The sequence below is a fragment of the Bradyrhizobium sp. CFUWI genome (assembly GCF_056429085.1).
On record NZ_JBWJZE010000021.1, the window covers coordinates 52711 to 72246 of the forward strand.

Here is a 19536-nt window from a genome sequence, read left to right on the forward strand (position 1 = left end):
CCGCACATCCTTCGCATTATATGCCAAATCCTGTTCGCAACTCCCGCACCGCTCGGTGCAGACAGTAGCGAACGGGTTCCATGCCTGTCATCCTGACACAGGAAACGGCGTTAGGCGGTTGCTCAGAATGAGCGAGATGATTGTCGGCGCGCATGACGGGGTTGGTTCGCTCAGTGCTTCCGGCAGCGCGGCGAGCCGGCTGCTGTCGGCGACCAATATCTGGTCCGACGCGCCGCCGCCGGCCTCCGCGCCCGTTTCGCCGCAAGTGGCGCAGCCTGAGCCCGCCGCGCAAGCGAGCGCGCCGCGCGACGTCGTGGTTACCAAGGCTGCACCGGTCGCGCTCCCGCAGGCGCGTTCCGGCCAATGGCCGCCGCGACGATTGTCGCTGGCGCTGCAGGGCGGCGGCACCTTTGCCGCCTTCACATGGGGCGTGCTGGAGCGGCTGCTGGAAGAGCCGATCGAGATCGACACCATCAGCGGCGCCAGTGCCGGCGCCATCAATGCGCTGCTGCTCGCTTGCGGTCTTGCCGAAGGCGGCCGTGAAGGCGCCCGCAGCCGGCTGAACCGGTTCTGGGCCCGGCTGATGCACGAGGCCTCGTTCCGCTCGCTGATGCTGCTCGGAGGTTTCTCGCCGGCGGGAAGCTCGGTCGCGTTCGGCCCGACGCTGCGCTCGGGCCAGTTCGATCCGTTCGATCTCGATCCGCTGCGGCTGGCGCTGTCGCGCGACATTGATTTCACTGCGCTGCAAGATCCAAGAGCACCAAAGCTGCTGATCGCGGCGACGCGGATCCGCGACGGCCAGCAGCAGATCTTCCGCAACGACGCCGTCACCGCCGACGTCGCGCTGGCCTCGACCTGCCCGCCGCTGGTTCACTGCGCCGTCGAGATCGACGGAGAGGCATATTGGGACGGCGGCATCGGCGGCAATCCGCCGCTGCTGCGGCTGGTACAGCAGACGACGACGTCCGACGTCCTGCTCGTCCAGGTCACGCCGGCACGCGACAGCTATGTGCCGATCACCCTCGCGGCGATCGACCGCCGGCTCGACCAGATCGCGGCCAACGCCGCGCTCAATGCCGAGATCGCGGCGATCGCATGGGCGCAGTCCCACGCAGCCTCTTCGCTGCGGCTCACCAGGATCGCGGCGGAAGACTCCGTTGACGGCCTGGCGCAGCGTTCATCGACCGATCTCGGCCGCGGCTTCATCCGGCTGCTGCACCGGAGCGGTCGCGCGGCCGCCGAGCGCTGGCTCGGACACGATGCGGTCGGGACCGAGGCCCCAAGCGTCTTGCCCGCTGCCGAGCCGGCGCTGCTCTGATTTGCGCCTCAGGCGTCCGAACCAGACGCGGCCCGGGGTAGCGGCTCGATTGCCATGCGATAGCCGACGAGGCGCGCCACGGGCGCAAGCGTCGCGAACAGCAGCTTCTGAAGCCAGATCGGCACGCCCGCGAGATAGAGGTGATCGCGATAGGTGTGGAGCACCAGTGCAATCAGGAGAAAGTTCGGATCGCCCGCGCTGGAGAACCACGCAGGTTGCTTCGCCGTGAGCGTTGCGAAATTGGCGAAGAAGCGCAGATGCTGCTGCGCCGGCATGAACGAGACCTCGAACTCGGCGTTACCGTCGCCCGCATTGGAGAAATAATGCGGTCTGCCGCGTGGCACGGTCACGCTGCCGCCGGCGTCCACCAACTGCTCACGCCCGTCGATGACGAACTTGATGCGTCCACTCTTCACTGCAAAGTGCTCGTCCGCGCCGGGATGCACGTGCACGAGCGCGTTGCCGCCGCCAGAGCCGCCCTTTTCGAGGATCACACCGAAACGTGCGACGTCGCGGTTGTCGAGCAGTCCGGAGAAGACGAACGTCTCCTTGTTGAAGGCATTGCGCAGCCGGGTGCCGCGGGCGAATTCTGTCGACATGTTTGCGTCTCCTTGCGAAGTCTGGAGACGCGCTGTTAGCGGCCTAGGTAATGAACGTATTGTAAAAATCCGACGAGGCGAGTTCGTCATTCCACCCCTGCCATCTGTCGGCCGCAACACGCCGGCAGAAAACCTCCGGCGAGCTTCCTGCGAAAGTGCGAAAGTCGCGAATCAGATGCGCTTGGTCGGTGAATCCACACGCATGCGCGACATCGGCCCAATCGGCGCCGGTCCGGCGCGCGGCGATCGCCTGCAGCATCCGCTCGATCCGGGCGAACCGCTTCGCGCACGCACCGGTCTCGGTCTTGAAGCGACGCTGAAGGCTGCGTTCGCCGACATCGAGGCAATCGGCGAGCCTGCGCATCGAGATCGCCGGATTCCGCCTGATAGCCCGCATCGCCTGTGCAACCAGCGGATCGAGCCGTGACGGCCTGCGCCTCTGCTCGAGAAAGCCCTGCATGCAAGTCACGCGCGCAGCCGCGCTGCCAGCCCCGGCGAGGCGTTCTTCAAGACATGCAGCAGCGTTGTCGCCGAAGATGTCTGAGATTTCGACGCTGGCATCGAGCAGCTCGGCAGGCTTGACCCCGAGGACGCGATCGGCCGCCTCGGGCTTCAACCGCACCAGCACGACACCGACCGGACCACTCGGCTTCAGCGCCGCCGCGCGCGTGTGCATGCCTTTGACGGTGCGCTTGTAGACTCCGCGTTGCGAGGCCATTGGCGATCGATAGTGCACGATCAGCACCGGCGACGTCGCCGGCAGCACCTTGATCGTTCGCGCGCAGGCGGTCGCGGCATCCGCGAGATCGACGTCACAAAGCGTCTCGACGATCTCGCCGAGACTTTCGCGCGCAGCGAAGAATTGCGGGCCGCGCGGACCCTGTCGGTGTGGAAGAGCCATGAATTCAGTTGGTCGTCCGAGCGGCGGCGCAGTTGCCTCCGCCGCGTTCACATACAGTTGAGGGCACGTTCACGCTCACGCCCGCGCCAGCGCGTTCTCCAGGAACCAGGCCGTCGCGAGCGCGCGGGCGTCGTTGCCGAAGCGTGCGATCACCTGCACGCCGATCGGCAGGCCGCCGACTTTCAGCACCGGCACGTTGACGCAAGGATTGCCCATCAGCGTCCAGAGCCGGTTGTAGCGGGGATCGCCTGTGGTCGCGAGCTCCTTGGCCGGAGCGGTGCCCGGCGCCGAATAGGTCAAGAGCACGTCGACGCCCTCGAACAATTCGCCGAGCTCGCGGCGGCCGCGACGGCTGATCCGGCGCGCCTCGTCATATTCCTTCGGCGTCAGATGGGCCGTCGCGTCGAGGCTTGCCCGCAGCATCGGCGCGATCTCGTCGTGACGCTCGGAAAATTCCCAGGCCAGCGCGCGATGCGCCTCGAAATCCTGGACGATGGGGTGGATGCGCCAGGCCTCCTGCACAGCCTCGGGCAGATCGATGGCCTGCACGCTGGCACCGGCGCGCTCCGCGGCCTTGATCGCGGCCAGCAAGCCCTGTTCGGCCGCCGGCTCCACGCTGCCTGCGAACTCCTGCCTGACCACGCCGATCCGCGGCGCCTTCGCCGGAACGATGCCGGAAAACTCGGTACGGCCCGTCATCGCCAGGAGTCCGCGCGCGAGATCTTCCGCGCGGGCGCCGAACAGGCCGACCGTGTCGAGCGCCCACGAATAGCACTTCACGCCGACCGTCGGCAGCATGCGGAACGACGGCTTGATCGCAGCAGTCCCGCAATAGGCCGCGGGCCGGATCACCGAGCCGCCGGTCTGGGTGCCGAGCGCCAGCGGGATCATGCCGGCGCCGACCGCCGCCGCCGAGCCCGCGGAGGAGCCACCCGGCGAATGACCTGTATTGTGGGGATTGAGCGTCGGCGTCGGATCGCGCGAGGCAAACGCCGTGGTCGTGGTCTTGCCGATGATGGTAGCGCCTGCCCGCTTCAGCATCATCACGACCGGCGCGTCAGCGCGCGGCTGCCAGCCGCGGTAGATCTCCGAACCCATCTCGGTCGGCATATTGGCGGTGTCGATGATGTCCTTGATGCCGACCGCGATGCCGCGCAGCGGGCCGGAAGCCTGCGCTGTTGCCGCCTTGTCGTGGCGGACAAAGGCGCGGACGTCCTTCTCCCGCGCCTCGATCGCCGCATGCGATTGGGCGATGGCGGCATCGGGCGACAACTCGCCGGCTTCGATGCGGTGCTGGAGGTCGGCGAGTGAGATCATGGCAAAATCCTTCTTATTGGCATCGCTTTTAGCATCGGCGCGAAGCCACGCAAGCGCACGTCGCTGTTGCGCAACGCCCTCAGGTTGTTCCATGCTGGGGCTACAAGGAGCCGCCGTGGACGCCATCAATCCGAGCGTGGAGCTGACCGAGGCTGAGCGGATCGACCGCCTGCGGCTGATCCGCTCCGACAACGTGGGCCCGCGCACCTTCCGCTCGCTGGTCGACCATTTCGGCACGGCGCGCGCCGCGCTGGAGCGGCTGCCCGATCTCGCGCGCCGCGGCGGTGCGCAGCGATCGGGCCGCATCTGTAGCGCCGATGAAGCCAAGGCCGAGCTGGCCGCGAGCCGCAAATTCGGCATCGCCTGGCGCGCGCCCGGCGAGGACGGCTATCCGGCCCGGCTGGCGATGATCGACGACGCACCGCCGCTGCTCGCCGTGCGTGGCGATACGAAAACCCTGATGCGGCCGATGATCGCCATCGTCGGCTCGCGCAACGCTTCCGGCGCCGGGCTGAAATTCGCGGGCCTGCTCGCGCGTGAGCTCGGCGAGGCCGGCTTCGTCGTCATCTCGGGCCTCGCCCGCGGCGTCGATCAGGCCGCGCATCGCGCCAGCGTCGAGAGCGGCACGATCGCGGTGCTGGCCGGCGGGCATGATTGCATCTATCCGCCCGAGCATGGCGATCTGCTCACGGCGGTGCTCGACCACGAGGGCGCTGCGATCTCCGAGATGCCGCTTGGCCACGAGCCGCGCGCCCGCGACTTCCCCCGCCGCAACCGCCTGATCTCCGGCGCCTCGCTCGGCGTCGTCGTGGTGGAGGCGGCGCACCGCTCGGGCTCGCTGATCACCGCGCGCATGGCGGCCGAACAGGGCCGCGAGGTGTTTGCGGTGCCGGGCTCCCCGCTCGATCCGCGCGCCGCCGGCGCCAACGACCTGATCAAGCAGGGCGCGACCCTCGTCACCGAAGCTGCCGACATCGTCAACGCGGTGCAGCCGATCATGGAGCGGCCGTTGATGCTTCCTGCGGGCGAGCCCGACAGCGAGCCGTTCGAGAGCGATCCGCAAGGCCACGACCGCGATCAGATCACCGGCCTGCTCGGCCCGGCGCCGGTTACGATCGACGATCTCGTGCGGATGTCCGGCGCCTCGCCCGCGATCGTGCGCACGGTGCTGCTGGAGCTGGAGCTGGCCGGAAAGCTCGAACGCCACGGCGGCGGCCTGGTGTCGCTGCTGTAGAGCCGTGCCTCGAACTCCCGTTCACTGAGGATTCGTCATTCCGCGGCGCGACGAAGTCGCAAGCCCGGAATCCATTCATCCATCTACGCTGGGGCCAAATGGATTCCGGGCTCCCTCGCTCCGCTCGGGCCCCGGAATGACCGAGAAGATCGTCGGATGTGCGCTATAGCGCACCGGCAATGTTGAACCCGTCATCCTGAGGCGCGAGTGGCGGGATGCGGAGCATCGCGCCGGGAGCCTCGAAGGATGAGCGGCCGGGATGCAGCCGGGCCATCGTCCTTCGAGGCTCGCCCTGCGTTGCAGGACGAGCACCTCAGGATGGCGGTGACAGACTTAGCTAGCCGTTATTGCGCCGATCGAATTGCGTACGTGCAGCCTCGATCTGCGTCAGGTGGTCCATCGCCCACTGCCCGAGCGCCTTCACCGGCTCCGACAGCCCACGGCCGAGATCGGTCAGCTCATAGTCCACGCGCGGCGGAATCGTCGGAAAGATCGTGCGCGTCACCAGGCCGTCACGCTCCAGCCCACGCAGTGTCAGGGTCAGCATCCGCTGCGAGATGCCGTTGATCATGCGCTTCAGCTCGTTGAAGCGCTTCGGCCCGTCGCCGAGCATCATGATCACCAACACGCTCCATTTGTCGCCGACACGAGACAGCACGGAGGCCACCCCGCGGCAGTCGGCATGATCAGGATCCGGCCGACGCGAGGCGGTCAAATCGGTGTGCGCAGGTTTCAAAGATGTGCCCATGGCCCAAAAAAGTGCGTTCTTGCGGGAGTTTCGATAGTCACTCATGTAGTCCTGGTTACAAACTTATACCATGGTGACCCCAAAATGAAACTGCTCCATCTCGACTCCAGCGTCCTCGGCCCCCAATCCGTCTCCAGGCAGGTCTCCGCTGCCATCGTCGACCGTCTCAAGCAAGCAACGCCCTCGCTCGAAGTGGCCTATCGCGACCTGACCGAGACGCCGCTTGCCCACCTCTCCGGCTCTCATCTCGCCGCCGCGCAAGGCGCGCCCGCGCCGGCGGAACTCGGACCCGACCTTGCCGCTAGCGCTGCCGCGCTCGACGAGTTTCTTTCTGCCGACATCGTTGTGATCGGCGCGCCCATGTACAATTTTACGATTCCCAGCCAGCTCAAGGCCTGGATCGACCGCATCGCCGTGAGGGGCAAGACGTTCAGCTACGGCCCTAACGGACCGCAGGGCCTCGCCGGCGGCAAACGTGTCATCATCGCGATCTCGCGCGGCGGCTATTACGGCGCGGGCTCGCCCGCCGCGGCGCTGGAGCACCTGGAAACATACTTGCGCAGCGTGTTCGGGTTCATTGGGATCAGTCCCGAATTCATCGTCGCCGACGGCATCCAGGTCGGGCCGGAGCATCGCGAGAAAGCGCTGGCCGGCGCCCTCCACGCCGCCGCAAGCCTGCGCGCCGCCTGAGGTCGCAAGACGCAGAATTCGGCCGGCGCAATTGCGGACGCGGCGCCGGCCGATTCAGATTGTGGCCGATTTGATCAGCCGCGATAGATCGGCGCGCCGCTTGGAGAGGCCACCGCGCCGCCGTCGACGAAGATCTCCTGGCCCTGCACATGCGCGGCATCGTCGGAGGCGAGGAACAGCACCGTCTTCGCTACGTGATCGGTCTCGCCGATGCGGCCGAGCGGCGTCGACAGCGCGATCCGCTTCTCGAACGCCTTCTCGGCTTCCGGCGTCGCGGTCGCAGGCCCCCAGATCGGCGTGCGGGTCGCGCCGGGCGCCACGACATTGACGCGAATGCCGCGCGGCGACAGCTCCGAGGCCATGATCCGCGCCATCGCCCGCACACCGGCCTTCGCGGCGCCGTACGCCGCGTAACCGGGAATGCCGAGCACCGAGATCACCGAGCCGTTGAGGACGATCGAGGCGTTGTCGTTGGGATGGGGCAGCGCCGACTGCACCGTGAAGAACACGCCGGTCAGGTTGGTGCTGATGACCTTCTCGAACACGTCAAGCGTGGCCGAACCCAGCGGCGTGCCGCCGGCGATGCCGGCATTGGCGAACACGATGTCGAACTTGCCGAACTTATCGGCACCCTGCCTGATCGCGGCTTCGGTCGCGGCGATGTCGGTGGCATCGGCGGCGAGCGCGAGCGCGTTCGGCCCGAGCTGCTTCGCCGCACTCTCCAGCGTCTCCTTGTTGCGCCCGGTGATCACCACCTTGGCGCCTTCGGCCACGAACAGTCTTGCGGTCGCAAGGCCGATGCCGCTATTGCCGCCGGTGATCAGGGCCGTCTTGTTCGTCAGTCTCACGCTCGCCTCCAATGGTTGCATCATAAAACTAGATTGCGATCTAGGGCACATGGTTTTATGATGCAACCACACAAGCGCGTGATCGGCGTTTGGATCGTGCGAACGCGACAGGACCGGAACGATGGTGAAACGAACGAGCTTCGAGGGCGATTCCTGCCCGATCGCGCGCTCATTGGAGGCGATCGGCGATTGGTGGTCGCTGCTGATCATCCGCGAGGCGCTGTTCGGCCTGCGCCGTTTCGGCGAGTTTCAGAGCAAGCTCGGCATGGCCAAGAACATCCTGTCCGTGCGGCTGCGTTCACTGGTCGATCACGGCATTCTGGCCACCGCCCCCGCCTCCGACGGCAGCGCGTATCAAGAATATGTGCTGACGCCGAAGGGCCGCGGCACCTTCCCGATCCTGGTGGCGCTGCGGCAATGGAGCGAGGAGTTCGACGACCACCCCGAGGAGATCGCGACCATCTTGGTGGATCGCGAGAAGGGCCGCCCGGTGAAGAAGCTGGAAATGCGCGCGGAGGATGGGCGCCTGCTCAGTCCCGCCGACACCACGCTGAAGCCGCGGCCGGCGCGACGGCGGTCGGCCTGATTGCGGCGACGAGCTGCCGCCACAGCGTCAATGCCAGCGGGGCGAACTCTGGCTAGCATCCGACCAGGGTAGCCCTGCGAACCATTTTCAGGCGATCGGCGCGTTGGCGCCGGCCGAACTCTGCCTCGTAGTTCAGATCATAAACGCAGCCGACCTTCATGGCGGCAAAGTCTGCATTCCGCTCGATAGTGTAATGACCGGAAGGCTCCGTCTTGAGATGGACGCGACCGGGCTCGAACCAAGCTTGATCGACGCCGCGATAGATCACCCGATCGGTCCAGCCGACGGTCGCAAACCAAAGGATCAAGCCTCCGATCAATGCCACCATGATCACGAGGCCACGAACATCGTTGCGGAGCTTGTCCGCAAGGCTCGAGGGATTGAAGGCGTTCTTCACATTGGCTTTGTCGTCGGTAGAACGCGATAGTTCACGCCAAACCATCCAGCCTTGTCATGACAGCTTGCGCTTGCTCCGCAGCCTCAAGTGCTCGTCGGCCTCGAGCTTGGTCATGCCCAACAGATAATGCAGCACGGCGAGCTTGTGCCGCTCGGCGAGCTTGCGTAGCGCCCCGACCTGCTCGGCGATGAAGGCGACGGCCTCGTCCGCGCCGCCCTCCCCCGGTTCCTCGTGACGCGAGCCTCGCGGCGCGCCGACAGCGGCGCGTGCCCGTTTCTTTCCCGGCCTAGTCACCAGACCCCACCCGAATCTATGCTCCACGCGACATTACGCCGACATCGGCCGCAACTCCAAGGTGGTGTTTTACAACTTTTTCGATATGAAACTTTTCCCATTCGGCGGGCCTTCGACACCCGTCGATTTGACAGCGGAGGCCTCACCACCCATGTTCGGGTCGAAACGGCCGACCCGAATCCTTTCGTTTTCGGCCTCAGATTTTCCCGTAAGTTACTGGAACTGCATGAATATCGTCATTGTGGAGTCGCCGGCGAAAGCCAAGACGATCAACAAGTATTTGGGCTCGTCCTATGAGGTTCTGGCCTCGTTCGGCCATGTTCGCGACCTGCCCGCGAAGAACGGTTCCGTCGATCCCGATGCCAATTTCAAGATGATCTGGGAGGTTGACCCCAAGGCGGCCGGCCGGCTCAACGACATCGCCAAGTCCCTGAAGAACGCCGATCGCCTGATTCTCGCCACCGACCCTGATCGCGAGGGCGAGGCCATCTCCTGGCACGTGCTGGAGGTGCTGAAGGAAAAGCGCGCGCTGAAGGATCAGAAGATCGAGCGGGTGGTGTTCAACGCCATCACCAAGCAGGCGGTCTCGGACGCCATGAAGCATCCGCGCCAGATCGACGGCGCGCTGGTCGACGCCTATATGGCGCGCCGTGCCCTCGACTACCTCGTCGGCTTCACCCTCTCCCCGGTGCTGTGGCGCAAGCTGCCCGGCGCCCGCTCGGCCGGCCGCGTGCAGTCGGTGGCACTGCGCCTCGTCTGCGACCGCGAGCTCGAGATCGAGAAGTTCGTCGCGCGTGAATATTGGTCGCTGATTGCGACGCTGCTCACCCCGCGCGGCGATGCGTTCGAGGCCCGCCTCGTCGGCGCCGACGGCAAGAAGATCCAGCGCCTCGACATCGGCACCGGCGCGGAGGCCGAAGACTTCAAGAAGGCGCTTGAGGTGGCGACCTACGCCGTCACCGCGGTCGATGCCAAGCCGGCCCGGCGCAATCCGCATGCACCCTTCACCACCTCGACGCTGCAACAGGAAGCCAGCCGCAAATACGGCTTTGCGCCGGCGCACACCATGCGGATCGCCCAGCGGCTCTATGAAGGCATCGACATCGGCGGCGAGACCACCGGACTCATTACTTATATGCGTACCGACGGCGTGCAGATCGATCCGTCAGCGATCACCCAGGCCCGCAAGGTGATCGGCGAGGATTACGGCAACGCCTATGTGCCGGATACCCCGCGCCAGTACCAGGCCAAGGCCAAGAACGCGCAGGAAGCCCACGAAGCGATCCGCCCGACCGACATGTCGCGCCGCCCCGCGAGCATGAGCCGCAGGCTCGATGCCGATCAGGCGAAGCTCTATGAGCTGATCTGGAAGCGCACCATCGCGAGCCAGATGGAATCGGCCGAGCTCGAGCGCACCACTGTCGACATCACCGCGAAGGCAGGCTCCCGCACGCTGGAGCTGCGCGCCACCGGCCAGGTCATCAAGTTCGACGGCTTCCTGGCGCTCTATCAGGAAGGCCGCGACGACGAGGAGGACGAGGATTCGCGCCGCCTGCCCGCGATGAGCCAGGGCGAGGCGGTGAAACGGCAGAGCCTGTCGGTCACCCAGCACTTCACCGAGCCACCGCCGCGCTTCTCCGAGGCCTCGCTGGTCAAGCGCATGGAAGAGCTCGGCATCGGCCGCCCCTCGACCTACGCCTCGATCCTGCAGGTTCTGAAGGACCGCGGCTACGTCAAGCTGGAGAAGAAGCGCCTGCACGGCGAGGACAAGGGCCGGGTCGTGATCGCGTTCCTGGAGAGCTTCTTCAGCCGCTACGTCGAGTACGACTTCACCGCGGGCCTCGAGGAGCAGCTCGACCGCATCTCCAACAACGAGATCTCCTGGCAGCAGGTGCTGAAGGATTTCTGGACCGGCTTCATCGGCGCCGTCGACGAGATCAAGGATCTGCGCGTCGCGCAGGTGCTCGACGTGCTCGACGAGATGCTCGGGCCGCACATCTATCCGCCTCGCGCCGACGGCGGCGACGTCCGCCAGTGCCCGAATTGCGGCACCGGCCGGCTGAATCTCAAGGCCGGCAAGTTCGGCGCCTTCGTCGGCTGCTCGAACTATCCGGAGTGCCGCTACACCCGCCAGCTCGCCGCCGATGGCGAGGCCAGCGCCGACCGTTCGCTCGGCCAGGATCCTGAGACGGGGCGCGATGTCTGGGTCAAGGCCGGCCGGTTCGGACCCTACATCCAGCTCGGCGAGCAGAAGGATTATGAGGAAGGGGAGAAGCCCAAGCGCGCGGGCATCCCGAAAGGCACCTCGCCCGCGGATGTCGATCTCGAGCTCGCGCTGAAGCTCTTGTCGCTGCCGCGCGAGATCGGCAAGCATCCGGAGACCGGCCAGCCCATCACCGCCGGGCTCGGCCGCTTCGGGCCGTTCGTCAAGCACGAGAAGACCTACGCCAGCCTCGAGGCCGGCGACGAGGTGTTCGACATCGGCCTCAACCGCGCGGTGACGCTGATCGCGGAGAAGGTCGCCAAGGGCCCGAGCCGCCGCTTCGGCGCCGATCCCGGCAAGGCGCTCGGCGATCATCCCACCCTCGGCACCGTCACCGTGAAGAGCGGCCGTTACGGCGCCTATGTCACTGCAGGCGGCGTCAACGCGACGATCCCGGCCGAGTTCGAAAAGGACACCGTCACGCTCGCCCAGGCGATCGCCCTGATCGACGAGCGCGCGGCCAAGGGCGGCGGCAAGGGCGGCGGCAAGGCGAAAGCCAAGAAGGCGGCCAAGCCGGCCAAGGCCAAGAAGACTGCAGAGAAGGCCGCGGACGGCGAGGACACCCCGCCAAAGCCGAAGAAACCGGCCGCGAAGAAGGCGGCCAAATCGAAAACCGAATCCATCAGCAAGGCGCGCGCCGCCGTGCCGTCGACGGCAAAAACGTCGCCGACCAAGGCCGCCGCCACCAAGGCTCCGGCCAAGAAGAGTGCCGGCAAGACTTGAGATCAAGAATTAGAGGTTAAGTGAAACGCAAGAATGACCATGGCTTTCCCGACCGGCAAGCCATCGTCGCCTTCATCAAGGCAAATCATGGAAAGGCCGGAACCCGCGAAATCGCACGCGAGTTCGGCCTGAAGAACGCCGATCGCGCCGAGCTCAGGCGCATGCTGCGCGAGCTCGCCGACGACGGAATCGTTAAGAAGAAGCGCCACAAGGTGTCCGAGCCGGACGCGCTGCCACCCACGCTGCTTGCCGACATTACGGGGCGCGACGCCGACGGCGAATTGATCGCCTCCCCCGCCGAATGGGACGAGGTCGAAAGCGGCGAGCCGCCAAGAATCCTGATCGAGATGCCGCGCCGGCCCAGGCCCGGCACCGCCGCTGGCGTCGGCGACCGCGCGCTGTTGCGCATCGAGCCGACAGGCGAGGACGACGGCCCGGCCTGGCGCGGCCGTATCATCAAGGTCATCGACAAGGCCAAGAGCCGCATCCTCGGCGTGTTCCGCGAGCTTCCCGAAGGTGGCGGGCGGCTCGTGCCTGTCGACAAGAAGTTCGCCGACCGCGAGCTGAACATCGCCAAGGCCGATACCGCCGGCGCGCAGGACGGCGACCTCGTCAGCGTCGACATCGTCCGCTCGCGCGGTTTTGGTCTGGCCTCGGGCAGGGTCAAGGAGAAGCTCGGCTCGGTCAAGTCGGAGAAGGCGATCAGCCTGATCGCGATCTACGCCCACGACATCCCGCTGCAATTCTCCTCCGCCGCGGAGCGCGAAGCGGAAGCCGCCGAGCCTGCGAACCTGAAGGGCCGCGAGGACTGGCGCGACGTGCCGCTCGTCACCATCGATCCGCCGGATGCGAAGGATCATGACGACGCGGTGCATGCGCAAGCGGACGACGATCCCAACAACAAAGGCGGCTTCATCGTCAATGTCGCCATTGCCGATGTCAGCTTCTACGTGCGGCCTGGCTCGGCGCTCGACCGCGACGCGCTCGATCGCGGCAACTCGGTCTATTTCCCCGACCGCGTCGTGCCGATGCTGCCCGAGCGCATCTCGAACAATCTCTGCTCGCTGGTGCCGGGCGAGCCGCGCGGCGCGCTCGCGGTGCGCATGGTGCTCGGCCCCGACGGCCGCAAGCGCTCGCACAGTTTCCACCGCATCCTGATGCGCTCGGCAGCGAAGCTCGCTTACGCGCAGGCGCAGGCTGCGATCGACGGTCGGCCCGATGACACCACCGGCCCCCTGCTCGATCCGATCTTGAGGCCGCTCTATGCCGCTTACGCCTGCGCCAAGCGCGCGCGGGACGAACGCGATCCGCTCAATCTCGATCTGCCCGAGCGCAAGATCCTCTTGAAGAGCGACGGCACGGTCGATCGCGTCGTGGTGCCGGAGCGCCTCGACGCGCACAAGCTGATCGAGGAGTTCATGATCCTCGCCAACGTCGCGGCCGCGGAAATGCTGGAGAAGAAATCGCTGCCGCTGATCTACCGTGTGCACGACGAGCCGACGCTGGAGAAGGTCCACGCGCTCTCCGAATTCCTGGAGACGCTCGACGTTCCCTTCACCAAGTCAGGCGCGCTGCGCCCGACGCTGTTCAACCGCGTGCTGGCCCAGCTCGAAGGCCACGATTATTACCCGCTGGTCAGCGAGGTGGTGCTGCGCGCGCAGGCTCAGGCCGAATATTCCTCGGAGAATTACGGGCACTTCGGCCTGAATTTGCGGCGCTATGCGCATTTCACCTCGCCGATCCGCCGCTACGCCGACCTCGTCGTGCACCGCGCGCTGGTCCGCGCGCTGGGCATGGGCGAAGGCGCCCTGCCCGACAGCGAGACGCCGGAAACCTTGAGCGAAGTCGCCGCGCATATTTCGGTGACCGAGCGGCGCGCCATGAAGGCGGAGCGCGAGACGGTCGACCGCCTGATCGCGCATCACCTCGCCGATCGCATCGGCGCCAGCTTCCAGGGCCGCGTCTCCGGCGTCACCCGCGCCGGGCTGTTCGTGAAGCTGAGCGAGACCGGCGCCGACGGATTGATCCCGATCCGATCCCTCGGCACGGAATATTTCAACTATGACGAGAGCCGGCACGCGCTGGTCGGCACGCGCAGCGGCACCATGTACCAGCTCGGGGACGTCGTCGATGTCCGCCTGATCGAAGCCGCCCCCATCGCGGGCGCGTTGCGCTTCGAGCTGCTGTCATCATCCAGCGAGACCGCGCCACGCCAGCGCCGGCCGCTCGGTGCGCAGCGCAAATCCTCCAAGCCCCATCCCGGACGCAGTCCGGAGAGAAAACGCAAGCCGGCGAAGCCGAAATCCGGCAAACCCGGGAAGGGCAAGGGAAAGAGCAAGGGCAAAGGCAAGAAGGGCAAGGCATGGTGACGATGAGCACGGCCCCAAAGATCTGGACGCGCGAGACGGGTCTCATCGAGAAGCGCGACGTCTTTGCGGCGATGAGGCGCGGCTTTCGCGGCCGTTGCCCGCGCTGCGGCGAGGGCAAGCTGTTCCGCGCTTTCCTGAAGACGGCCGACAATTGCGCCAAATGCGGTCTCGATTTCACGCCGCATCGCGCCGACGATCTGCCCGCCTATCTCGTCATCGTCATCGTCGGCCACATCGTGGTGCCGGCCGTCTTGTGGATCGAGACCAATTACACCACGCCGGTCTGGATCAGCTTCGCCGCCTATCTGCCCTTCACCTTCGTTGCCTCGCTCGCGCTGCTGCAGCCCGTAAAGGGAGCTGTGGTCGGCTTGCAATGGGCTCTGCGCATGCACGGGTTTGACGAGACCCCTCCGGATGGTATTCCGCCGGTGTAGGCAGAATAAGCAAGAACGGTCTGGGTGAGGACATGACGGATATTGCGCACGTCGCGGAGAAGGCAAAGGTCCACGAGGAAAAGGAAGCCGATCACCATCCCTATTTCCGCCCGAAGGATGCGGCGACCCTGATCCTGGTCGATCGCAGCGGCGCCGTTCCGAAAGTGCTGGTCGGCAAGCGCCACGACAAGGTGGTGTTCATGCCCGGCAAGTTCGTCTTCCCGGGCGGGCGCGTCGACAAGGCCGATTATCGCGTGCCCTGCGCGGCCCCCATCACGCCCGAGCTCGAGGCCAATCTGGCCAAGGGCAGCCCGAAGACCCCCGCCTCGCGCGCCAAGTCGCTCGCCATTGCCGCGATCCGCGAGGCCTGTGAGGAGACCGGGCTTTGTCTCGGCCGCAAGACCGAGGGCAATCTGACGAAGCTCGATGGTCCGTGGAAGCCGTTCGCCGATGCCGGCCTGCTACCCGATCCATCCAGCCTGTTCCTCATTGCGCGCGCGATCACCCCGCCCGGCCGCGTCAAGCGCTTCGACACGCGCTTCTTCACCGCGGATGCTTCCGCGATCGCTCACCGCGTCGACGGCGTCATCCATGCCGATGCCGAGCTGGTCGAATTGATCTGGGTCGAGCTCGGTTCGAAGCCGCTCGCCGACCTGCATCCGATGACGCGCAACGTGCTCAACGAACTCCACAGCCGCCTTGCCGCCGGCCCGCTTCGCCACGACGCGCCGGTGCCGTTCTTCCATTTCTACGGCGGCAGGATGCAGAAGGATATTTTGGGCTAGGCTCCGGCGCCAAGCCCTCGTTCGTCATTCCAGGGCGCGGCTCTCTCGTCATTCCGGGGCGCGCGCAGCGCGAACCCGGAATCCATTCATCCACCGTCTCCGCGGTCCGATGGATTCCGGGCTCGCCGCTCCGCGGCGCCCCGGAATGACGTGCTGAGAGATCTGCAAAAAACAAAATAATCTTCCCGCCGCTGCCGATGGCGCGGCTCCACGGCATGCCTATGTCTTTCCGAGCGTCACCAAGAATGGACCCCGGGCGATGGCACAACGGCAACTCAAGCTTGGCGCGTTCATGCGCCCGATCAGCATCCACACCGGCGCCTGGCGCTATCCCGGGGCCTGGCCCGACGCCAACTTCAACTTCCCGCACATCAAGCAGCTGATCAGGAAGCTCGAGGCCGGCAAGTTCGACGCCTTCTTCATGGCCGATCACCTCGCCGTGCTGAACATGCCGATCAACGCGCTGAAGCGCAGCCACACCGTCACCTCGTTCGAGCCCTTCACGCTGCTGTCGGCGCTCTCGGCCGTCACCGAGCGCATCGGCCTGATCGCGACCGGCTCGACCACCTTCGACGAGCCCTATCACGTCGCGCGGCGCTTCGCCTCGCTCGACCATCTCAGCGGCGGCCGCGCCGGCTGGAATATCGTCACCACCTCGAATCCGGACGCGGCGCTGAATTTCGGCCTCGACGATCACATGGAGCACGCCGAGCGCTACAAGCGCGCCCGCGAGTTCTACGACGTCGTCACCGGCCTGTGGGATTCCTTCGCCGACGATGCCTTCGTGCGCGATGTCGAGAGCGGTCTGTTCTTCGATCCCGCCAAGATGCACACGCTCGACCACCACGGCAAATATCTGAAGGTGCGCGGCCCGCTCAACATCGCCCGCCCCGTGCAGGGATGGCCCGTGATCGTGCAGGCCGGCGCCTCCGAAGACGGCAAGCAGCTCGCGGCGGAGACGGCGGAAGCCGTGTTCACCGGCGGCGGCAGCCTTGCCGACGGGCAAAAGCTCTATGCCGACATCAAGGGCCGCATGGAGAAGGTCGGCCGCGACCCCGAGCATCTGAAGATTCTTCCCGGTGCCTTCGTCGTGGTCGGCGACAGCGTCGATGAAGCCAGGGAGAAGCGCGCTTTGCTCGACAGCCGCGTGCATTACGACAGCGCCATCGCCTCGCTCTCCGTCATCCTCGGCACCGACGCCTCCGGCTTCGATCCCGACGGGCCCCTGCCCGAGATCCCCGAGACCAATGCCAGCAAGAGCGGCCGCCAGCGCATGGTCGATCTCGCCAGGCGCGACAAGCTCACCGTGCGCCAGCTCGCCCAGCGCGTCGGCGGCTATGGCGGGCTGTCCTTTGTCGGCACCGCCAAGACCATCGCCGACCAGATGGAGGAATGGCTGGTCGGGCGCGGCTCCGATGGATTCAACATCATGTTCCCGTTCCTGCCCGCCGGCCTCGACGATTTCGTCGACAAGGTCGTCCCGGAGCTGCAACGGCGCGGGATTTTTCGGAAAGAGTATGAAGGGGCCACTTTGAGGGAGAATCTGGGCCTGCCGCGGCCGAAAAACCGGTTCTTCGAGGCCTGATCGGCCCGATTTGGGTGCTTTTCGGGGTGTAAAACCTTGACATCAGGCGGTTTCTGGCTAGGTTGCCGGCCAACGCGGGCCGTTTGGCCGGCTCCAGATTCCCCTGATATTCTGAGGTTCAGAACATGGCCAAAGCGGTCACCATCAAGGTCAAGCTCGTGTCCTCGGCCGACACCGGCTTCTACTACGTCGCCAAGAAGAATTCGCGCACCATGACCGACAAGCTGGTCAAGAAGAAGTACGATCCGGTCGCGCGCAAGCACGTCGAATTCCGCGAAGCCAAGATCAAGTAAGATCGCGGGACGTTGAAGACTTTGACGGGGCCCTCTGGGCCCCGTTTTCATTTTCTCCGCTGCGTGTCCCGGGCGCGCTGCAACGCGCAAGCGTTGCTGCGCAGAACCGGGACCCCGAGGGCGACACGGCACACTGCGGAGACATCGACCCCGGCTCTGCAGCGCACCGTCGACGTGACGCTGCGCTGCGTCCGGGGCACGAGAGCGGAAAATTGACGGCGGCTTGCTCTCCGCGTCATTGCGAGGACTCTCGCCGCGGAAATCTACTTCTTCGCCTCTTTCCTTTTGACGTCGATACCTGCGATCGCGGATCAGTCGGCCCTTGTCCCGATCCTGGTTTGGGCGGCCGCGGTGCTGCTCATCGCCTTTGCCGCCAACAGGAACAGGCGCTCTGCGGCCACCGCTTGTGCTGAAGCACCTATCTGAGGACGCTCGGACTCATCACCTACCCGCTCTATCTCACGCACAACGTCCTGGGCGCTGCAATCATCCGCGCCCTGGTCGATGCCGGCCTGGACGCGACCTCCGCCGTTTGGGTCGCGCTGGGCATGCTTGTCCTGGTCTGCTGGTTCATTTGCGCGAAGATCGAGCCGGCCATCAGGTCGGCGCTGATGCAATCCCTCCCATATTTCGGCAAGCTGCCGCAGAGGCGGCCGGCAACGCGCCGCCCGGCATTGGCCCGGGGGCTGCGTCTTCCGCTGCCCGTCCCGGCGAAGGTGAACGTCGCGGCGTCGTAATCGGTGTTCATCTGCTGAAACCGCGTCGCTCGATGTCGACGATGGCCATAACCGGTTGACGCAGATCAAAGTGATGTTGGCAGCACGCTGCAAACTTGCTGACCATGCAGACTACCGGGCCAATGACCCCACCTCACCGTGAGCGGACGGCGTGGGCGTGGATCTGGAAATCCGCCGTATCCGGACTGAGCGGCAGCACCGCTTCGACCGCGCTCATGTACTTCAAGGCAAAGGCCGGAATCCTGCCGTCGTTCCAGCCATATGAGCACTTCCAGATGGCGGCAGCGAACTTGATCGGGCACGACATCCATCCAAGAGTTCTTTGGCTGGCCTCGTTCTTCAACGGGTCGACTGCCGTCGGTCTCGCCTTCGGCTATCTCTATCGGTACTTGCCAGGAGGCAGTGGCGCCTCAAAGGGGATGGTTTTCGGGCTTTGCGGCTGGCTGATCATGAACCTGTTCGCATTTCCGCTGGTCGGCCTCGGCTCGTTTGCAACCGCCTTAGGACTAGGGCTTTGGCCGGCAGCATTTTCGCTGGCGATGCTGTCGACTTACAGCGTTACGATGGGATTGATCTACGGTCTGCTGGATCGATCCGAGAACAAGGAATGATAGTGGCCCAATCGGCTCGCCCATGACCATCTTTGGCAAAGTGTAAGAAGCCAATTTGCGTCACATCAAGCAGCTGCCGGCAATGGTCGACCACGTTGCGGCGAGAGATCGCTTGGAGGATTGGCCATGCTGCCATTTACACAGCATCAATTTCTTGCGGTGTTCTCGGATTACAACGAAGCTATCTGGCCGAGCCAGATTGTCGCGTACCTGCTCGGCGGCATGGCCTTTCTTCTGTTGTTTCGGCAAACGGCGAGATCGAGTCGCGCGATCGCGGTTGTACTCTCGGCGATGTGGATATGGACCGGCGTCCTCTATCATGGGATCTGGTTCTCCCAGATCAACAAGTCTGCATATCTGTTCGCCTTGTTGTTCGTGATCGAGGGAGGTGGCCTGCTCCTGGCTGGCGCATACGGACATCAGTTGCGCTTCGGCTTCCGCCGCGGTGCCGCAGCCTGGATCGGAGCGTCACTGGTCGGCTATTCTGCGATTGTCTATCCATTGATCGGTATGGCCACGGGTCATGACTATCCTGCGGTTCCGGTATTTGGCGTCACGCCCTGCCCGGTTGCGATCTTCACATTCGGCATGCTCCTATTGACCATTGGTCCGGTGCCGCACTGGCTTCTTGTCGTTCCTGTCATCTGGTCCTTGATCGGCGGCAGCGCCGCCATACTGCTCGCCGTGCCGCAGGATTGGCTCTTGCTGGTGAGTGGGCTCGTCGCCGCTCCTCTCATCGCTATTCGTCGCGTCGATGTTCAGTCGGCGTCAACATGAAGTCCGCTTCGGGTCCACAAGCGGCCG

At 65.4% G+C, this 19536-nt stretch carries 20 protein-coding genes; 13 read left to right on the top strand and 7 right to left on the bottom strand.

Annotated features, from left to right (window positions below):
* The first annotated feature begins 127 nt into the window (after positions 1–127).
* On the top strand, positions 128–1318 hold the full coding sequence (locus AC066S_RS31785; protein WP_478271457.1) for a patatin-like phospholipase family protein: 1191 nt from the start codon (positions 128–130) through the stop codon (positions 1316–1318).
* 8 nt (positions 1319–1326) lie between these two features.
* Here the strand turns inward: AC066S_RS31785 and AC066S_RS31790 are convergent, their stop codons facing one another.
* The 3 genes from AC066S_RS31790 to AC066S_RS31800 all read right to left on the bottom strand — a co-directional run bounded on the left by AC066S_RS31790 (position 1327) and on the right by AC066S_RS31800 (position 4135).
* Positions 1327–1917 (bottom strand): cupin domain-containing protein, encoded by a 591-nt coding sequence (locus tag AC066S_RS31790; RefSeq protein ID WP_126258579.1) that lies wholly within the window; start codon positions 1915–1917, stop codon positions 1327–1329.
* Between the two features lie 43 nt (positions 1918–1960).
* A complete protein-coding gene (locus tag AC066S_RS31795) occupies positions 1961–2818 on the bottom strand; it encodes a helix-turn-helix domain-containing protein (protein ID WP_478271458.1) in 858 nt (285 codons plus the stop codon).
* A 75-nt stretch (positions 2819–2893) separates the two neighbouring features.
* The gene (locus AC066S_RS31800) at positions 2894–4135 is read right to left on the bottom strand and encodes an amidase (protein ID WP_478271459.1); all 1242 of its coding nucleotides are present in this window, start codon (positions 4133–4135) and stop codon (positions 2894–2896) included.
* Positions 4136–4226: 91 nt separating this feature from the next.
* Here AC066S_RS31800 and dprA point away from each other — a divergent pair, with 91 nt between their 5' ends.
* Entirely contained in the window at positions 4227–5369 is a 1143-nt protein-coding gene (gene dprA, locus AC066S_RS31805) for a DNA-processing protein DprA (protein ID WP_478271460.1), read from the top strand.
* A gap of 337 nt (positions 5370–5706) precedes the next feature.
* On the opposite strand, the gene AC066S_RS31810 is transcribed toward dprA, so the two are convergent.
* Positions 5707–6117: a winged helix-turn-helix transcriptional regulator gene (locus AC066S_RS31810; protein WP_478271495.1), complete on the bottom strand. Its 411-nt coding sequence runs from the start codon at positions 6115–6117 to the stop codon at positions 5707–5709.
* An 84-nt stretch (positions 6118–6201) separates the two neighbouring features.
* Here AC066S_RS31810 and AC066S_RS31815 point away from each other — a divergent pair, with 84 nt between their 5' ends.
* Positions 6202–6807, top strand: coding sequence for an FMN-dependent NADH-azoreductase (locus AC066S_RS31815; protein WP_478271461.1), 606 nt, complete (start codon positions 6202–6204; stop codon positions 6805–6807).
* Positions 6808–6881: 74 nt separating this feature from the next.
* Here the strand turns inward: AC066S_RS31815 and AC066S_RS31820 are convergent, their stop codons facing one another.
* Complete coding sequence (locus AC066S_RS31820) at positions 6882–7655, bottom strand: SDR family oxidoreductase (RefSeq protein ID WP_478271462.1); 774 nt, start codon at positions 7653–7655, stop codon at positions 6882–6884.
* 121 nt (positions 7656–7776) lie between these two features.
* Between AC066S_RS31820 and AC066S_RS31825 the strand changes: the two genes are divergently transcribed.
* Positions 7777–8241, top strand: a complete 465-nt coding sequence (locus AC066S_RS31825) for a winged helix-turn-helix transcriptional regulator (protein WP_135169395.1) — start codon at positions 7777–7779, stop codon at positions 8239–8241.
* A gap of 52 nt (positions 8242–8293) precedes the next feature.
* On the opposite strand, the gene AC066S_RS31830 is transcribed toward AC066S_RS31825, so the two are convergent.
* Complete coding sequence (locus AC066S_RS31830) at positions 8294–8683, bottom strand: hypothetical protein (protein WP_478271463.1); 390 nt, start codon at positions 8681–8683, stop codon at positions 8294–8296.
* Positions 8684–8692: 9 nt separating this feature from the next.
* Positions 8693–8932 carry a hypothetical protein gene (locus tag AC066S_RS31835; RefSeq protein ID WP_126258588.1) on the bottom strand — a complete coding sequence of 80 codons (240 nt, stop codon included), beginning with the start codon at positions 8930–8932 and terminating at the stop codon, positions 8693–8695.
* 226 nt (positions 8933–9158) lie between these two features.
* On the opposite strand from AC066S_RS31835, the gene topA reads away from it, so the two are divergent.
* From topA to AC066S_RS31880, 9 genes are all read left to right on the top strand, one after another.
* Complete coding sequence (gene topA, locus AC066S_RS31840; protein ID WP_478271464.1) at positions 9159–11918, top strand: type I DNA topoisomerase; 2760 nt, start codon at positions 9159–9161, stop codon at positions 11916–11918.
* 20 nt (positions 11919–11938) lie between these two features.
* A complete protein-coding gene (gene rnr / locus AC066S_RS31845) occupies positions 11939–14287 on the top strand; it encodes a ribonuclease R (protein ID WP_126258590.1) in 2349 nt (782 codons plus the stop codon).
* Positions 14281–14721, top strand: coding sequence for a DUF983 domain-containing protein (locus AC066S_RS31850; protein ID WP_126258591.1), 441 nt, complete (start codon positions 14281–14283; stop codon positions 14719–14721). Before rnr ends, AC066S_RS31850 begins: the two co-directional genes overlap by 7 nt.
* 32 nt (positions 14722–14753) lie before the next feature.
* Positions 14754–15506 (top strand): NUDIX hydrolase, encoded by a 753-nt coding sequence (locus tag AC066S_RS31855; RefSeq protein WP_478271465.1) that lies wholly within the window; start codon positions 14754–14756, stop codon positions 15504–15506.
* A gap of 259 nt (positions 15507–15765) precedes the next feature.
* The gene (locus AC066S_RS31860; protein WP_478271466.1) at positions 15766–17091 is read left to right on the top strand and encodes an LLM class flavin-dependent oxidoreductase; all 1326 of its coding nucleotides are present in this window, start codon (positions 15766–15768) and stop codon (positions 17089–17091) included.
* Positions 17092–17216: 125 nt separating this feature from the next.
* Positions 17217–17384 carry a 50S ribosomal protein L33 gene (gene rpmG / locus AC066S_RS31865; RefSeq protein ID WP_007603295.1) on the top strand — a complete coding sequence of 56 codons (168 nt, stop codon included), beginning with the start codon at positions 17217–17219 and terminating at the stop codon, positions 17382–17384.
* A 548-nt stretch (positions 17385–17932) separates the two neighbouring features.
* Positions 17933–18121: a hypothetical protein gene (locus AC066S_RS31870; RefSeq protein ID WP_478271467.1), complete on the top strand. Its 189-nt coding sequence runs from the start codon at positions 17933–17935 to the stop codon at positions 18119–18121.
* Positions 18122–18225: 104 nt separating this feature from the next.
* On the top strand, positions 18226–18732 hold the full coding sequence (locus AC066S_RS31875) for a DUF6789 family protein (protein ID WP_245481427.1): 507 nt from the start codon (positions 18226–18228) through the stop codon (positions 18730–18732).
* 126 nt (positions 18733–18858) lie between these two features.
* Positions 18859–19509 carry a DUF6064 family protein gene (locus tag AC066S_RS31880; RefSeq protein ID WP_478271468.1) on the top strand — a complete coding sequence of 217 codons (651 nt, stop codon included), beginning with the start codon at positions 18859–18861 and terminating at the stop codon, positions 19507–19509.
* Positions 19510–19536: the final 27 nt, after the last annotated feature.

Bases quoted from the DNA above. Each gene is read 5' to 3' on its own strand.
- AC066S_RS31785 (WP_478271457.1), top strand. From the start codon at position 128: ATGAGCGAGATGATTGTCGGCGCGCATGACGGGGTTGGTTCGCTCAGT.
- AC066S_RS31790 (WP_126258579.1), bottom strand. From the start codon at position 1,917: ATGTCGACAGAATTCGCCCGCGGCACCCGGCTGCGCAATGCCTTCAAC.
- AC066S_RS31795 (WP_478271458.1), bottom strand. From the start codon at position 2,818: ATGGCTCTTCCACACCGACAGGGTCCGCGCGGCCCGCAATTCTTCGCT.
- AC066S_RS31800 (WP_478271459.1), bottom strand. From the start codon at position 4,135: ATGATCTCACTCGCCGACCTCCAGCACCGCATCGAAGCCGGCGAGTTG.
- dprA (WP_478271460.1), top strand. From the start codon at position 4,227: ATGCTGGGGCTACAAGGAGCCGCCGTGGACGCCATCAATCCGAGCGTG.
- AC066S_RS31810 (WP_478271495.1), bottom strand. From the start codon at position 6,117: ATGGGCACATCTTTGAAACCTGCGCACACCGATTTGACCGCCTCGCGT.
- AC066S_RS31815 (WP_478271461.1), top strand. From the start codon at position 6,202: ATGAAACTGCTCCATCTCGACTCCAGCGTCCTCGGCCCCCAATCCGTC.
- AC066S_RS31825 (WP_135169395.1), top strand. From the start codon at position 7,777: ATGGTGAAACGAACGAGCTTCGAGGGCGATTCCTGCCCGATCGCGCGC.
- AC066S_RS31830 (WP_478271463.1), bottom strand. From the start codon at position 8,683: ATGGTTTGGCGTGAACTATCGCGTTCTACCGACGACAAAGCCAATGTG.
- topA (WP_478271464.1), top strand. From the start codon at position 9,159: ATGAATATCGTCATTGTGGAGTCGCCGGCGAAAGCCAAGACGATCAAC.
- AC066S_RS31850 (WP_126258591.1), top strand. From the start codon at position 14,281: ATGGTGACGATGAGCACGGCCCCAAAGATCTGGACGCGCGAGACGGGT.
- AC066S_RS31855 (WP_478271465.1), top strand. From the start codon at position 14,754: ATGACGGATATTGCGCACGTCGCGGAGAAGGCAAAGGTCCACGAGGAA.
- AC066S_RS31860 (WP_478271466.1), top strand. From the start codon at position 15,766: ATGGCACAACGGCAACTCAAGCTTGGCGCGTTCATGCGCCCGATCAGC.
- rpmG (WP_007603295.1), top strand. From the start codon at position 17,217: ATGGCCAAAGCGGTCACCATCAAGGTCAAGCTCGTGTCCTCGGCCGAC.
- AC066S_RS31870 (WP_478271467.1), top strand. From the start codon at position 17,933: ATGCTTGTCCTGGTCTGCTGGTTCATTTGCGCGAAGATCGAGCCGGCC.
- AC066S_RS31875 (WP_245481427.1), top strand. From the start codon at position 18,226: ATGCAGACTACCGGGCCAATGACCCCACCTCACCGTGAGCGGACGGCG.
- AC066S_RS31880 (WP_478271468.1), top strand. From the start codon at position 18,859: ATGCTGCCATTTACACAGCATCAATTTCTTGCGGTGTTCTCGGATTAC.